Raw genomic sequence first — 15,617 nt, forward strand, 5'->3', positions numbered from 1 at the left:
CGCGCCGAACCGGCCGCACTCGCGCTTCAGCCGCCCGTGACGATGCTCACGCCGCCATCCACCGCCAGCCACTGGCCGGTGATGTGCTTGCCCGCATCCGATGCATACAGCGCGCACAGGCCCTTGAGGTCTTCGTCGTCACCCAGACGGCCCAGCGGAGCGTGGGCGGCCAGCGCCTCTTCGCCCATGGCCTTGAGGGTGCCCACCGTCATCTTGCTGGGGAAGAAGCCCGGGCAGATGGCATTGACGCGGATGTTGTACTTGCCCCATTCGGCCGCCAGGGCGCGCGTGAAGTTGATGACGGCACCCTTCGATGTGTTGTACGCAATGGTGTTCATGCCGCTGGGATTGCCGCCCAGGCCCGCGATGGAAGCCACGTTGATGATGCTGCCGGCGCGGCGCGCGATCATGCTGTGCTTGGCAATGTGCTGGCTGAGGATGAAATAGCCGCGCACATTGAGGTTCATGACCTTGTCCCAGGCCTCGACCGGGTGGTCTTCCGCCGGCGCGCCCCAGGCGGCCCCTGCGTTGTTGACCAGGATGTCCACGTTGCCCATGCGCTCCAGCGTTTCATCGGCCAGGCGGCGGATGTCGGCCTCGTTGGCGCAGTCAGCGGCGATCCAGCGCGCATCGATGCCTGCGGCCTGCAAGTCGGCGACGGCCTCTTCCAGATCGCTCGCCTTGCGCGAGCTGAGCATGATGCGCGCGCCGGCCTCGCCCAACGCATGCGCCAATTGCAGGCCCAGGCCGCGCGAGCCGCCGGTGACAAGCGCGGTTCTGCCCTTGAGATCGAACAGTTGCTGGATGGTACGGGTCATGGTGTGGTCTCCTGGTTGTGGGGGTGCCCCGGCACGCCGCAGGGGCACCAGAGCATTGCGGCTGATTGTGCGTTGCGCTCACCCGGCGCACTGTCTCCAGAGCGATTGCCCCGGCCCGTGGCGTGCCGCCGGCGCGGCGCGAGCGGGTGCCTGCGCCTGAGGCATGAGCCCAGCGGCCCATGGGCACACGTGGGCGCAGGCCCTGGGCTCAGAAAGCGTCTTCGGCCATGGCGGCGCAGGTGGCGTCGCGCGTGGCCACCACGCCCAGCCAGGCGCCGATCTTGGGCAGTTCGTAACGGAAGAAATAGCGTGCAGCGCTCAACCGACCTGCGTTTGCCGCTATTGAAAGAGAAGCATCCCGCGCCAGCACGCTGTGGGCCACATCCAGCCACATCCAGGCCAGCACCATGTGGCCAAAGGCCTGCATGTAGGGCACGGCGTTGGCCAGCGCCTCGTTGGCGTTGCCCGTGGACCAGGCGGCCTGGGTGGCCGCAGTCACGTCGTGCAGGGCCTGGGCCAACTGGTCGGCGTAGGCGCTCAGTTCGGGGCGCTGGCGCGCGAGCGCAATGGTCGCGCCGATGGTGCTGGCCAGCAGCTTCAGCCCCGCCCCGCCCTGCATGACGACCTTGCGGCCCAGCAGGTCGGCGGCCTGGATGCCGTGCGTGCCTTCGTGGATCATGTTCAGGCGGTTGTCGCGCCAGTACTGCTCTACCGGGAAGTCGCGCGTGTAGCCATAGCCGCCGTGGATCTGGATGGCCAGCGAATTGGCCTCCAGGCAGAACTCGCTGGGCCAGCTCTTGGCGATGGGCGTGAGCACCTCCAGCAGCAGCCTGGCCTGCGCCGCAGCCTCGGCATTGCCCGTGCGGCCTTCGTCGACCAGCCGCGCGCAATACAGGTTGAGCGCCAGCGCACCCTCGCCATAGCTCTTTTGCGCCAGCAGCATTCGCTTGACATCGGCATGCTCGATCAGGCGCACCTGGGGCGCGCTCGCGTCCTTGCCTGCCTCACCAATGGGGCGGCCCTGCAGGCGCGTCTTGGCGTAGTCCAGGCTGGCGTAGTAGCCCGCCAGGCCGAGCATGGTGGCTGCCATGCCGATGGAGATGCGCGCCTCGTTCATCATGTGGAACATGCACTTGAGGCCTTCGCCCGGCTTGCCCACCAGGTAGCCGATGGCTCCCGCCCCATGGCCGTCCAGGCCGCCGCCCTGCTCTGCGCGCACCGGGTACTTGCCCTCGCCAAAATTCAGCAGCGTGTTGGTGGTACCGCGCCAGCCCAGCTTGTGGTTCAGGCCGGCCAGGGCCACGTCGTTGCGCTCGCCGGTCAGGTTGCCTTTGATATCCACCAGCTTCTTGGGCACGATGAACAGCGAGATACCCTTCACGCCCGGCACCAGCTTGCCGTCGGGCCCGGGAATCTTGGCCAACACCAGGTGCACGATGTTCTCGGTCAGCTCATGGTCGCCCGAGCTGATCCACATCTTGTTGCCGCGCAGCCGGTAGCGCGGGCCCAGCGCATCCTGGTCCCAGGGCACCATGCCATCGGCGGCTGCCGCGGATTCCACATCCGGTACAGCGCGCGTGGCAATGTCCGACAGCGATGAGCCCGCCTGCGGCTCCGACAGGCACATGGTGCCCGCCCAGCGGCCGTTGAATTCGTTGGCGGCAAACACCTGCTGCTGCATGGGCGTACCGTGCACCAGGATGGCATTGGCATTGCCCGTCGTCAGCAGGTTGGAGCCGATGCTGATCGATGCGCAGCCAAAGAAGCTACCCGCCGCCGACTCCACCACATAGGGCAGTTGCATGCCGCCCAGTTCGTAGTCCTGCGCCGCACTGAGCATGCCGCTGTCGGCGAAGGCCTGGCGCGCGTCGTAGGTGCACTGCGGAAGGATGACCTTCTCACCGTCGAAATGCGGCTCCTGCACGTCCACTGTGCGGTTGAAGGGCGCGTACTTCTCGCGCGCGATGCGCTCGCAGGTGTCGAGCACGGCGTCAAACGTCTCGCGCGAATGGTCGGTGAAGCGCTCGCGCGCGGTGAGCGACTCGGCCTGCAGCCAGTCGTAGAGCAGGAAGTCGAGGGTGGAGCGGAGGGAGGTCGTCATGCGGCAAATTATGGGAGCCGAGACGGGGAAAGGGATGTCCGGTGCGTGACGCAATCGGGAGCCCGCCGGGTCGGGTGACTTATCTTGTTTTCTTGGATGGACGCAATCATTTGAAAGTCCCTTCACAACGTGACACCCCGAATTGGCAGATTGAAAGGAAACACCGAACACCCGCACCAAGATATCCAGAGATATCGAGTACCCAGAAGTTGGTCAGCTGCGGGTGAAATATGAATCAAGGCGTATCAACAAGTGTTCAGCATGCACTGCCAATATTATAGTTTTGGCGACACATCGTCTCTATTGCTTGAAAAAAGCAGCAACCGTCAAATGCATGATATTGACACAGCATTACACAATACATCTCGTCATCGCAAATTTAACCGCGAAACCAAAGTTAACCCCAACAAATACAACCGCAGTCTCACGGGTTGATCGGCCCCGTCTTTCAGCTGGTCTTTTCTTAAGGTGATAACCATGATTGAGTCCATAATGACGTTCGATCTTATGCCGGGGATCGACATGAAAGCCTATCAGGAATGGGTTTCCAAGGTGGTTGACTCTTTGAAAAATCAGCCCGGAATGCTGGAATTTCGCGCCAATCGAAATATGCTTGGCAACCCAATGTCCCGCACCGTAACGGTCTGGAAATCATTGGAAGACTGGGCGATATTTAGCGAAGGGCCATGGCAACAGATCAATATGGAATTTCGCCGATTCGCAACGAACTTCAACGTCGAAATATGGGGCCCATCCCCCATTGTCAAAGACGCCATACGAAAATCTTAAAAAACTCAGAAAATCTTGGCCATTTTTGCTTTTTCGGGTGGATTTTCACCGATGTTCTGAATGATGGCATAGGAACCGCTAATTCGTCGTCGACAGCAAGCAGTAATACACCCGCACATTCAAAGGCAATTTTGTGCATTTTTCCCGCCAGCAGCCAACCATCCAATGCCAAAAAACCATTGAAATAATAGCAACGCCCCGCGCAAGCCTCTTGGCCTGCGCGGGGCGTTCGCTTTTGCTCTGGGCGATATCAGCGCTTACAGCACTTCAAACACGCCCGCAGCGCCCATGCCGCCGCCAATGCACATGGTCACGCACACGCGCTTGGCACCACGGCGCTTGCCTTCGATAAGGGCGTGGCCCGTGAGGCGCTGGCCACTCATGCCATAGGGGTGGCCCACTGCGATGGCGCCGCCGTTGACGTTGAGCTTGTCGGCGGGAATGCCCAGCTTGTCGCGGCAGTACAGCACCTGCACGGCGAAGGCTTCATTCAGTTCCCACAGGTCGATGTCGTTCATGCTCAGGCCCAGGCGCTTGAGCACCTTGGGAATGGCGAACACGGGGCCAATGCCCATTTCATCGGGTTCGCAGCCGGCCACGGCAAAGCCCAGGAAGCGGCCCAGGGGCTTGAGGCCCTTCTTCGCGGCCAGGTCTTCATGCATGACGACCACGGCACCGGCGCCATCCGAGAGTTGGCTGGAGTTGCCGGCCGACATCAGGCCGCCGGGCAAGGCCGGGCGCAGGCCCTTGATGCCGTCGTAGGTGGTGTCGGCACGGATGCCTTCGTCCACGCTCACGGTCACCTGCTTGGTGGTCAGGCCCATGACCTTGTCGGCCACGCCCATGGTCACGGTGATGGGGGCGATTTCAGCGGTGAACAGGCCCTTTTCGAGCGCTGCGGCAGCCTTTTGCTGGCTGGCGGCGCCGTATTCGTCCATGGCCTGGCGGGTGATGTTGTAGCGCTTGGCAACCTGCTCGGCCGTCTGCAGCATGGGCCAGTACACCTCGGGCTTGTGCTTCATCAGCCAGGTTTCCTGCAGCATGTGCAGGTTCATCTCCTGCGCGGTGCAGGAAATGGTTTCCAGGCCGCCGGCCACGTAGATGTCGCCTTCGTTGGCGATGATGCGCTGCGCGGCGGTGGCGATGGTCTGCAGGCCGGACGAGCAGAAACGGTTGATGGTCATGCCCGAGACCGTGACGGGGCAGCCGGCGCGCAAGGCAGCCTGGCGGGCGATGTTGGCGCCGCTGGCACCTTCGGGGGTGCCGCAGCCCATGATGACGTCGTCCACTTCGGCGGCTTCAATGCCGGCGCGCTGGATGGCGTGCTCGATCACATGGCCGCCCAGCGTGGCGCCGTGGGTCATGTTGAAGGCGCCCTTCCAGCTCTTCGTCAAGGGGGTGCGTGCGGTCGATACGATTACTGCAGAAGTCATGTTGGTTCCTTGTTCGGTGGTGTGGCTGGGCGCTCAGTTGAAGGTCTTGCCTTCGGCGGCCAGCTTGGCCAGCAGCGGGGCGGGCTTCCAGAACGCAGCGTCGTCAAGCGGGTTCTTGGCAAAGCGGTTCATGGCCTGGACCACGTTGAACAGGCCGACTTCATTGGCGTAGTTCAGCGGGCCGCCACGGTACACGGGGAAGCCGTAGCCAAAGATATAGACCACATCAATGTCGCTGGCCTTGTTGGCGATGCCCTCTTCGAGGATGTGGGCGGCTTCGTTGACCAGGCTGAACACCAGGCGCTGCACGATTTCTTCGTCGGAAATCTTGCGCGGCGTGATGCCGAGCGAAGCGCGGTGGTCTTCGATCATCTTCACCACTTCGGCATTCGGGATGGCGTCGCGCTTGCCGGGCACGTAGTCGTACCAGCCGGCGCCGGTCTTCTGACCGAAGCGACCCTTCTCGCACAGCAGGTCAGCCGTCTTGCTGTACTTCATGTCGGGCTTTTCGGTGTAGCGGCGCTTGCGGATGGCCCAGCCGATGTCGTTGCCGGCCAGGTCGCCCATACGGAACGGGCCCATCGCCATGCCGAATTTTTCCATCGCCTTGTCCACTTGCTCGGGCGTGCAGCCTTCGTCGAGCAGGAAGCCGCCCTGGCGGCCGTATTGCTCGATCATGCGGTTGCCGATGAAGCCATCGCACACACCAGACACCACGGCAGTCTTGCGGATCTTCTTGGCGACGGCCATCACGGTGGCCAGCACGTCCTTGGCGGTGGCGTCGCCGCGCACCACTTCCAGCAGCTTCATCACGTTGGCGGGGCTGAAGAAGTGCAGGCCCACCACATCCTGCGGACGCTGGGTGAAGTGGGCGATCTTGTTGACGTCGAGCGTTGAAGTGTTGGAAGCCAGGATGGCGCCGGGCTTCATCACGGCGTCGAGCTGCTTGAACACGGCTTCCTTCACGCCCAGTTCCTCGAACACGGCCTCGATCACGAGGTCAGCGTCCTTGAGGTCGGCGTAGTCGAGCGTGGTGCTCAGCAGGGCCATGCGCTGCTCGTACTTGTCCTGCTTGAGCTTGCCCTTCTTGACCTGGGCCTCGTAGTTCTTCTTGATGGTGGCGATGCCGCGGTCCAGTGCCTCCTGCTTCATTTCCAGCATCTTCACGGGGATGCCGGCGTTCAGGAAGTTCATGGCAATGCCGCCGCCCATGGTGCCGGCGCCGATCACGGCCACGGCCTTGATGTCGCGCTTGGGGGTATCGGCGGGCACGTCGGGGATCTTGCTCGCGGCGCGCTCGGCCAGGAACAGGTGGCGCAGCGAACGCGATTCGGGCGTCCACATCAGGTTGATGAACAGTTCGCGCTCGAACAGCAGTCCGTCGGCAAACTTCTTCTTGGTGGCGGCCTCAACGGCATCCACGCACTTGGCGGGCGCCGGGAAGTTCTTGCTCATGCCCTTGACCATGTTGCGCGCGAACTGGAAGTACGCGTCGCCCTGAGGGTGCTTGCAAGGCAGGTTGCGCACCAGGGGCATGGGGCGCACGTCGGCCACGCTCTGCGCGAAAGCCAGGGCCTCGGCAGCCAGCGCCTCGGGCGACGCTGCCATCTTGTCGAACAGCTTCTGGCCAGGAATCGAGCCGATCAGTTCGCTCTTCACGGGCTCGCCGCTCACGATCATGTTGAGGGCCGCTTCCACGCCCACCACGCGCGGCAGGCGCTGCGTGCCGCCGGCGCCGGGCAGGATGCCCAGCTTCACTTCGGGGAGCGCCACGCTGCAGCCAGGGGCGGCAATGCGGTAGTGGCAGCCCAGCGCCAGTTCCAGGCCGCCGCCCATGCACACCGAATGGATCGCCGCCACCACGGGCTTGGCCGAGTTCTCCACGGCAGCAATCACCGAATGCAGATTGGGCTCTTGCAGGGACTTGTCGGTGCCGAACTCCTTGATGTCGGCGCCGCCGGAAAACGCACCGCCCGCGCCGGTGATGACGATCGACGTCACCGCAGCATCGTCATTGGCACGGGTCAGGCCGTCCACAATGCCTTGGCGGGTCGACAGGCCGAGCCCGTTGACGGGAGGATTGGCCAGCGTGATCACGGCAACGGAGCCGTGGACTTTGTATTCAGCGGTCATGCTGTTGTTCCTTGGAAAGTAAAAACGAACGATCGTGCGATTTTTATTGTAGAGACTTCGGCAGCCTTTGCACGCGGCTGTTTGTCCCGCCCGGGACAAACAGGCCGGAGCCCTGTGCGCAGGCCCATGCCGACAGCCGCTGCAATGCGGCGCCCCGAGCTGCAGACAAGGGTGAGATCCCTGCGTGACCCGCTGCCCCCACCAGCGCGCGGCCGGTCAGACTTCGAGCCACTCCTTGCGCACGTAGCTGTCGGCCCGCAGGGTTTCGGGTGTGCCCTGGAAAACGATGCTGCCATGGCCCATCACCAGTGTCCGGTCGGAGATGGTCATGGCAATGGTCAGCTTCTGCTCGATCAGCAGTACCGAGATGCCGCGCGATTTGATGGTCTGCAGGTACTGCCCCACCAGTTCGACGATCTTGGGCGCAAGGCCCTCGGTGGGCTCGTCGATGATGATCAGGTCAGGGTCGCCCATCAGGGTGCGGCACAGCGTGAGCATCTGCTGCTCGCCGCCCGACATCACGCCGGCCTCGATGTGCTGGCGCTCCTTGAGGCGTGGAAACATGCCATACATGTCATCGAACGACCAGCGGCTGCCTTTGCCACGGCCTTTTTGTCCCAGCATGAGGTTCTGGTGCACCGTGAGGTTCGGAAAGATGTCGCGGCTCTCGGGCACGTAGCCAATGCCCAGGTGGGCCACTTCGTAGGCCTTCTTGCCATTGAGGGGCTGCCCTTTCCATTGCAGGGTGCCTTCCCAATCGACCAGCCCCATGATGGCCTTGGCCGTGGTGGAGCGGCCTGAGCCGTTGCGCCCCAGCAAGGCCACGATTTCACCGGGTTGGACATCGAAAGAAACGCCATGCAGCACATGGCTCTTGCCGTAGTAGGCGTGGAGGTTTTCAATTTTCAGCATGTCAGGGCTCGGGCCGGGGCGTGCCCGCAAGAGGTGGCGCACCGCGAGGGACCGCCATGGAAAGAATGGACGAGATCACGCAGCCAGGAACCCGGCCGTGCACTCGCGCCGCCACAGGGCGCCGCACGGCGCGCCCACAGCCCGCCCGCCGTTTGCATGGCGCGCATGGCTCAGTGCCCTCCTGCCTGCTGCTCGGCGATCACCGAGCCGAGGTAAGCCTCTTGCACGCGGGCGTTGGCGCGCACGTTGTCGGGGGTGTCAAAGGCAATGACTTCGCCATACACCACCACGGCGATCTTGTCGGCCAAGCCGAACACCACGCCCATGTCGTGCTCGACCGTGAGCAGGGTGCGCCCTTCCGTCACTTCTTTGATGAGGTGGATGAACCGCGTGGTTTCGCTGCGGCTCATGCCGGCCGTGGGCTCGTCGAGCAGGATGACGTTGGCGCCGCCGGCAATGGTGACGCCGATCTCGAGCGCGCGCTGTTCGGCATATGTCAGGTTCACGGCCAGCGTATCGCGCTTCTTGTCGAGCTTGATCATTTCCATGAGCTGGCGGGCACGGTCGTTGGCATCGTCCAGCTTCGAAAGAAACCGCAGGAAGGTGTACTTGTAGCCCATGCTCCACAGCACGCCGCAGCGCAGGTTCTCGAACACGCTCAGCTTGGGAAAGATGTTCGTGATCTGGAAGCTGCGCGACAGCCCCATGCGATTGATCTCGTAAGGGGGCCTGCCGTCAATGCGCTGGCCGTTCAGCAGCACTTCGCCGCTGGTGGGCCCAAAGCGGCCGCTGATGAGGTTGAACAGCGTGGACTTGCCCGCGCCATTGGGGCCAATGATGGCCACCCGCTCGCCAGGCTTCACGGCCAGGTTCACGCCGCGAATGATTTCCGTCCTGCCGAAACTCTTGCGCAGGTCGCGCAGTTCGAGTGCGCACGGTGCATTTGTCTGCATGGTCACAGCGCCTCCCCCCGCTTGATTTCATGTTCGATCTCTTCCTGGATCGTTCCCCACTGCCGCACGAATTGGCGCCGGCACAGCTCAAACAGACCGAGCCCGGTGACGAGCACGAACACCGCGCCAATCCAACTGCCCACCGCGTTGGCCTGCAGCGTGGCCCCCAGAAAGTCCAGATCAGGCCCAAGCGCGGCGTTGAGTTGCAGGTGGTAGGTCATCTCGACCATGGCGGCAGCCCCCAGCACGGCCACCAGAGCGGTGCCGCCCAGCGCCAGATATGCCGGCCACAGCCCGCGCAGCTTGCCGAACTTCGCCAGGCGCAGGTTCATCATGACCAGGCTGGCAATGCCACCGGGGGCATACATCACCATGAACAGGAACACGAGGCCCAGGTACAGCAGCCAGGCCTTCGAAAGCTCCGACAGCAGCACCGACGCAAACACCAGCAGCACCGCGCCGATGATGGGCCCGAAGAAGAACGTGGCTCCACCGAGGAAGGTAAACAGCAGGTAGCCGCCCGAGCGCACCACGTTGACGCTGTCCGCGCCCGTGACGATCTCGAAGTTGATGGCCGCCAGCCCGCCCCCGATGCCCGCAAAGAAGCCGGCAATGATGAAGGCGAAATAGCGCACACGCTGCGTGTTGTAGCCGATGAATTCCACGCGCTCGGGGTTGTCGCGCACGGCGTTCAGGATACGGCCGAGGGGCGTGCCGGTAAACGCAAACATGGCGGCAGTGCAGACGAAGCAGTAGGCCGCGATCAGGTAATACACCTGGATGGCAGGGCCGAACGTGATGCCGAAAAGCGGCTGGCCGTACACGCGGTCGGTGGTGATGCCGCCTTCGCCCCCGAAGAATTCGGGGAACATCAGCGCCATCGACGCCACCAGTTCGCCAATGCCCAGCGTGATCATGGCAAACGTGGTGCCCGACTTCTTGGTCGTCACGAAGCCCAGCAGGACGGCGAAGAACATGCCTGCCAGTCCCCCCACCAGCGGGATCAACAGCAGCGGCACCGGCAGCGCTCCCTTGCCGGCAAGGTTCATCGCGTGGATGGCGATGAACGAGCCCAGCCCCGTATACACGGCGTGCCCGAAGCTCAGCATGCCGCCCTGCCCCAACAGCATGTTGTACGACAGGCAGATGATGATGAGATAGCCGATCTGCGACAGCATGGTGAGCGCCAGGCTGCTGCGAAACAGCATCGGTGCAACGATGAGCACGAGGGCAAACACCCCCCAGACGACCAGGCGCCCCACGTTCCAGGGTTTGAACCGGTAGTACTGCGTGGGCGGCGAAACGGATGATGTGGTGGACTTCATGGCCTCAGTCTTCCCGTGTGCCCAGAAGGCCCTTGGGGCGGAAGATCAAAATCAGAACGAGAAAAAGGTAGGGCAGGATGGGCGCCACCTGCGACACCGTCAGCTTGAGCAAGGGCCATCCGAAGGTGGCCTCGGAAACCGCCATGCCCATGCTTTGCAGCGCCGAAGCCAGCGAGTAGTCGATGGCGACCGCAAAGGTCTGCACCAGGCCGATCAGCAGCGATGCCAGAAACGCCCCGGCCAGTGAGCCCATGCCGCCCACCACCACCACCACGAAGATGATGGAGCCCACCGAACCGGCCATGGCGGGTTCGGTCACATAGGTGTTGCCGCCGATCACGCCGGCCAGCCCCGCCAGGGCCGCGCCGCCGCCAAACACCATCATGAACACGCGTGGCACGTTGTGCCCCAGCGCTTCCACCATTTCAGGGTGCTTGAGTGCCGCCTGAATCACCAGGCCGATGCGGGTGCGCGTGAGCAGCAGCCATACCGACACCAGCATCAGCAGGGCCACCAGCATCACGAAGGAGCGCGACTTGGGAAACTGCGTGCCGTACAGCGTGAACAAGGGGCCCTGCAGCTGGGTCGGCAGGCCGTAGGGAACCGTGGAGCGGCCCCATACAAGCTGCACCAGCTCCAGAATCAGATACGACAGCCCGAAAGTGACCAGCAGCTCGGGTACGTGCCCGAACTTGTGCACGCGGCGCAGGCTGTAACGCTCGAACGCTGCGCCCAGCGCGCCCACGGCCAGGGGCGCTACCAGCAGCGCAGGCCAGAACCCCACCACGCTGGAGATGGTGTAGGCAAAGTAGGCCCCCAGCATGTAGAAACTGGTGTGCGCGAAGTTGAGCACGCCCATCATGCTGAAGATCAGCGTGAGGCCGGAACTCAGCATGAACAGCAGCAGCCCGTAGCTGACGCCGTTCAGCAGAGAGATCACGAAAAACTCAAGATTCATTGAAATTCTTCACCGCAGGGTAAAAAAAAGGCCCGAGGACATCGGGCCTCCGAAGAACACCAACCGCGCTCAGGGGCGCTTCATCTGGCACGAGGTGGGCGTGCTGGCAACATAGGGTTCGTAGTACTTCACCGGGATGAAGGTGTAACCCGTGCTCTCGGAATCCAGCGGGTATTTGCCACCGGCCTTTTCCCACTTCGAAATGAACAGGCCTTGCTGCAGCTGGTGGTCGGTCTTACGCATTTCGACCTCGCCATTGAAGCTTTTGAACTTCATGCCTTCCAGTACGGCCGCCACCTTGACCGGGTCGGTGGACTTGGCTTTCACAAAGGCGCTGTCCAGCATGCTGAAGGCGTGGTACACAGCGCCTGTATACATGTCGTCGTTGAACTTCTTTTTGTAGTCCACCACGATCTTGTTGATCTCGCCAGGCAGATTCAAGTGGGCGTAGGCCACCATGTAGACATGGCCCGCTGCAGAGGCGCCCATGGCGGTGGGGGCGCCAGTGACCGAGCCGTAGTAGGTGTAGAAGTTGACGTTGTTGAGGCCGGCATCGTTGGCGGCCTTGATGAGCAGCGCCAGGTCAGAACCCCAGTTGCCGGTGATCACGGAGTCGGCACCCGACTGCTTGATCTTGGCAATGTAGGGCGAAAAATCGCGCACCTGGGCCAACGGCGCAAGATCGTCACCCACGATTTGCACATCAGGGCGCTTGCGCTTGAGCATTTCCTTGGCGTATTTGGAAACCTGGTGACCGTGCGAGTAGTTCTGGTTGATCAGGTAGACCTTCTTGACTTCAGGCTGGTCTTTCATGAAGGTGGTCAGCGCTTCCATCTTCATGGAAGTGTCTGCATCCAGACGGAAGTGCCAATAGCTGCACTTGCTGTTGGTGAGGTCGGGGTCCACGGCCGCATAGTTGAGGAACAGGACTTCCTTGCCGGGATTTCGCGCGTTGTGTTTTTCCAGCGCATCCATGATGGCAAGGGCCGGGCCCGAGCCGTTACCCTGCACCACATAGCGCGCGCCCTGGTCCATGGCCGAGCGCAGGGCGCTGGTGGTTTCTTGTGGGCTGAGTTTGTTGTCGATGCCGATGATTTCAAATTTGACACCGGCTGCATTCTTTTTGTTGAACTCTTCCGCCAAAAACTGAAAGCTCTTGAGCTGGTTCGTTCCTACCGCGGCCATGAGGCCCGAGAGTGGATCCAGCCAGGCGATCTTGACAGTCTCGCCCTTTTGGGCAAAAGCGCCGCCAGCGCTTACCAGAATGACGGATGCAGCTACTGCTTTGATAGCAAATTTCATAGTCTTGTCTCCTGTTGAATCAACCGAACGCAGCGTACCGCGTTGCACCAAACCACCCCTCAGGGATTGCCCCTAGCAGCTATCGCGCAGGCGACTGGGCTGCCAAAAGCCAAAGGCATGCCGCTGGCGCCCGGCATGCCAGCGGGCGCCGCGCTCCCCCGAGCGCCGCGCCCGCTGCGGTTCACAGGCCGGGCAGGCGGTAGTCCTTGAGCTGTTCGCGCAGCTTGGCCTTGAGCATCTTTCCGGTGGCGCCGATCGGAATGGCATCGACAAACACCACATCGTCGGGCACCTGCCACTTGGCGGTCTTGCCTTCGTAGAAGGCCAGCAGCTCTTCGCGGCTCACTTCGGCACCAGGCTTCAGGGCCACTGCGATGATCGGGCGCTCATCCCATTTGGGGTGCGGCATGCCAATGCACGCCGCCATGGCGATGGCCGGGTGTGCCATGGCGATGTTCTCGATGTCGATGGAGCTGATCCACTCGCCGCCAGACTTGATCACGTCCTTGCTGCGGTCGGTGATCTGCATGAAACCATCCGCGTCGATGGTGGCCACGTCGCCCGTGGGGAACCAGCCGCGCCCCTGCGCATCGGGCACCAGTGGGCTGCCGCCTTCGCTGCGGTAATAGTCGGCCACGATCCACGGGCCCTTCACCAGCAGGTCGCCATAGCTCTTGCCATCCCAGGGCAGTTCATTGCCCGCGCTGTCTACGATCTTCATGTCCACGCCGTAGATGGCGCGCCCCTGCTTTTGCAGGATCTTCATCTGCCCATCGCGCGGCAAAGCCAGGTGCTTGTTCTTGAGCGTGCACAGCGTGCCCAGCGGGCTCATCTCGGTCATGCCCCAGGCATGCAGCACCGACACCCCGAACTCATCCTGGAAGGCATGGATCATGGCTGGCGGGCATGCCGAGCCGCCAATCACTGTGCGATTGAGGGTGCTGAACTTCAGGCCCCCGGCCTTCACATGGTTCAGCAGCATCTGCCAGACCGTTGGCACGCCGGCCGCGAACGTCACGCCCTCGGCTTCGATGAGTTCATAGACCGACTTGCCATCGAGCGCAGGCCCTGGAAACACCAGCTTGCAACCCGTGAGCGGCGCCGAGTAAGGAATGCCCCAGGCATTGACGTGGAACATGGGCACCACGGGCAGCACGGAATCGCGCGCAGAGAGATTCATCACGTCGGGTAGCGCGGCCGCGTAGGCGTGCAGCGTGGTGGAACGGTGGCTGTAGAGCGCGGCCTTGGGGTTGCCGGTGGTGCCACTGGTGTAGCACATGCTCGAGGCCGAGTTCTCGTCAAACACCGGCCAGGCGTATTCGCTGGAGGCGCCGCCGATCCACGCCTCGTAGCTCACGAGGCCGGGAATACCCGAGTCAGCGGGCAGCTTGTCAGCATCGCACAGCGCCACCCACTTCTTCACCGAAGGGCAGCGCGCGTGCACGGCCTGCACCAGGGGCAGGAAGCTGGTGTCAAAGCACAGCACCTGGTCTTCCGCGTGGTTGACGATCCAGGCGATCTGGTCGGGGTGCAGGCGCGGGTTGATGGTGTGCAGCACGCGGCCCGAGCCGCTGACCCCAAAGTACATCTCCATGTGGCGATAGCCGTTCCATGCCAGCGAAGCGACGCGGTCGCTGAACTGCAGGCCCATGCCATCCAGCACGTTGGCCAGTTGCTTGGAGCGGCGCGAGAGGTCGCGGTAGGTGTAGCGATGGATGTCTCCCTCGACCCGGCGAGAAACGATTTCTGCATCGCCGTGGTGCCGTTCGGCAAACTCGATCAGCGACGAAATCAGCAGTGGTTGGCTCTGCATCAGGCCCAGCATGTGCGCTCCTTGAATGTCATGTTGTTTGGAATCCTTATCCTACCGTGGCAAGGTCGCGCAAACGCTTACGCCGCGCGCCCTGCAGGCCGCCCCTGCCGCTGCTCGGCCGCCGTTGCAAACGCACGTGGATGCAAGGCGCCAAGCCGCTCTCGGCCCGTGCGACAGTCTGCAGCGTTTCGCGCTCGGCGCCAACACATGTCGCGCGGCTGACAGGTGGCGCGGGTTTTCCCGCCCCTGCAACCGAGGATGCCCTGGCTTCCATTCACGCCCTTTTTCATCGGCAGCGGGGCGGCCGCGCCCCCTCCCCGGAAATGCACCAGGTCCGTCAGCCATCCGGCGCAGCCAGCCCCCCCCGGCGCCGCGCGGCACAATGCAGGCAATGTTTGCCGCCCCCTCAGCACAGCGATTCATCGCCACCCAGCAGTGGTTCCACAGCCTTTCGCCGGGGCGGCAGGAAGAAGTGCGCGATACCGTGCAGACACTGCAGGGCGACAAGGGCGAAACCATGCTGGCGGCGGGCACCCCGGTTCAGGGTTGGTACGCCGTGCTCAACGGCCTGGTGATGCTGCACAGCCCGGAAGCGCGCGGGCGGCATTCCGCTTTTCTGGGCGTGCCCGATGGCGAGTGGTTCGGTGAAGGCTCGGCCATGAAGCCCGAACCCCGCCGCTACCACGTCGTCGCTTTGCGCGAAACACGCCTGCTGTGCCTGCCGCTGCCGCTGTTCTCGGCGCTGCGCGACACCAGCCTTGCGTTCAACCAGTACCTGGCCAACCACTTGAACATGCGGCTCGGCCAGGCCATGGCCATCATCGAAGCCGGACGCATGCGCTCGCCCGAGCACCGCGTGGCGCTGTACTTGAGCCCCCTGTTCTGGCGCAGTACGCGGCGCATTCTGCTCACGCAGGAAGAACTGGGGCACCTCGCGGGGCTGTCGCGCCAAACGGTCAACCGCGTACTGCGGGCCCTGGAGGCCCTGCACATCGTCACGCTGGACCTGGGCCGCGTGGCCGTGGTGGACGACGACGCCCTGCGCGCCTACCTGGCGGCCACCATCGACCACTGAACCGT

At 63.1% G+C, this 15,617-nt stretch carries 12 protein-coding genes; 2 read left to right on the forward strand and 10 right to left on the reverse strand.

Going from position 1 to position 15,617, the window contains the following annotated elements; translation table 11 throughout:
• Positions 1-26 precede the first annotated feature (26 nt).
• Together ACDELDRAFT_RS05680 and ACDELDRAFT_RS05685 are read right to left on the reverse strand one after the other, a co-directional pair.
• Complete coding sequence (locus tag ACDELDRAFT_RS05680; RefSeq protein ID WP_005794396.1) at positions 27-818, reverse strand: SDR family oxidoreductase; 792 nt, start codon at positions 816-818, stop codon at positions 27-29.
• A gap of 208 nt (positions 819-1,026) precedes the next feature.
• Positions 1,027-2,919, reverse strand: coding sequence for an acyl-CoA dehydrogenase (locus ACDELDRAFT_RS05685; protein ID WP_005794397.1), 1,893 nt, complete (start codon positions 2,917-2,919; stop codon positions 1,027-1,029).
• A 477-nt stretch (positions 2,920-3,396) separates the two neighbouring features.
• Between ACDELDRAFT_RS05685 and ACDELDRAFT_RS05690 the strand changes: the two genes are divergently transcribed.
• Entirely contained in the window at positions 3,397-3,708 is a 312-nt protein-coding gene (locus ACDELDRAFT_RS05690) for an antibiotic biosynthesis monooxygenase family protein (RefSeq protein ID WP_005794399.1), read from the forward strand.
• Between the two features lie 257 nt (positions 3,709-3,965).
• On the opposite strand, the gene ACDELDRAFT_RS05695 is transcribed toward ACDELDRAFT_RS05690, so the two are convergent.
• The 8 genes from ACDELDRAFT_RS05695 to ACDELDRAFT_RS05730 all read right to left on the reverse strand — a co-directional run bounded on the left by ACDELDRAFT_RS05695 (position 3,966) and on the right by ACDELDRAFT_RS05730 (position 14,549).
• Positions 3,966-5,141, reverse strand: a complete 1,176-nt coding sequence (locus ACDELDRAFT_RS05695) for an acetyl-CoA C-acyltransferase (RefSeq protein WP_005794400.1) — start codon at positions 5,139-5,141, stop codon at positions 3,966-3,968.
• A gap of 33 nt (positions 5,142-5,174) precedes the next feature.
• The gene (locus tag ACDELDRAFT_RS05700; RefSeq protein WP_005794402.1) at positions 5,175-7,274 is read right to left on the reverse strand and encodes a 3-hydroxyacyl-CoA dehydrogenase NAD-binding domain-containing protein; all 2,100 of its coding nucleotides are present in this window, start codon (positions 7,272-7,274) and stop codon (positions 5,175-5,177) included.
• A 216-nt stretch (positions 7,275-7,490) separates the two neighbouring features.
• A complete protein-coding gene (locus tag ACDELDRAFT_RS05705; RefSeq protein ID WP_005794404.1) occupies positions 7,491-8,186 on the reverse strand; it encodes an ABC transporter ATP-binding protein in 696 nt (231 codons plus the stop codon).
• 170 nt (positions 8,187-8,356) lie between these two features.
• On the reverse strand, positions 8,357-9,139 hold the full coding sequence (locus ACDELDRAFT_RS05710; RefSeq protein ID WP_005794406.1) for an ABC transporter ATP-binding protein: 783 nt from the start codon (positions 9,137-9,139) through the stop codon (positions 8,357-8,359).
• A 2-nt stretch (positions 9,140-9,141) separates the two neighbouring features.
• Positions 9,142-10,464 (reverse strand): branched-chain amino acid ABC transporter permease, encoded by a 1,323-nt coding sequence (locus ACDELDRAFT_RS05715; RefSeq protein ID WP_005794407.1) that lies wholly within the window; start codon positions 10,462-10,464, stop codon positions 9,142-9,144.
• Between the two features lie 4 nt (positions 10,465-10,468).
• Complete coding sequence (locus ACDELDRAFT_RS05720; protein WP_005794409.1) at positions 10,469-11,422, reverse strand: branched-chain amino acid ABC transporter permease; 954 nt, start codon at positions 11,420-11,422, stop codon at positions 10,469-10,471.
• A 69-nt stretch (positions 11,423-11,491) separates the two neighbouring features.
• Positions 11,492-12,724, reverse strand: coding sequence for a branched-chain amino acid ABC transporter substrate-binding protein (locus ACDELDRAFT_RS05725; protein WP_005794410.1), 1,233 nt, complete (start codon positions 12,722-12,724; stop codon positions 11,492-11,494).
• 181 nt (positions 12,725-12,905) lie between these two features.
• A complete protein-coding gene (locus ACDELDRAFT_RS05730; protein ID WP_005794412.1) occupies positions 12,906-14,549 on the reverse strand; it encodes a 3-(methylthio)propionyl-CoA ligase in 1,644 nt (547 codons plus the stop codon).
• Between the two features lie 370 nt (positions 14,550-14,919).
• On the opposite strand from ACDELDRAFT_RS05730, the gene ACDELDRAFT_RS05735 reads away from it, so the two are divergent.
• Positions 14,920-15,612: a Crp/Fnr family transcriptional regulator gene (locus ACDELDRAFT_RS05735; RefSeq protein WP_005794413.1), complete on the forward strand. Its 693-nt coding sequence runs from the start codon at positions 14,920-14,922 to the stop codon at positions 15,610-15,612.
• The last annotated feature ends 5 nt before the right edge of the window (positions 15,613-15,617 follow it).

This window comes from Acidovorax delafieldii 2AN (assembly GCF_000175235.1).
Taxonomy (GTDB): Bacteria; Pseudomonadota; Gammaproteobacteria; order Burkholderiales; family Burkholderiaceae_C; genus Acidovorax; species Acidovorax delafieldii_B.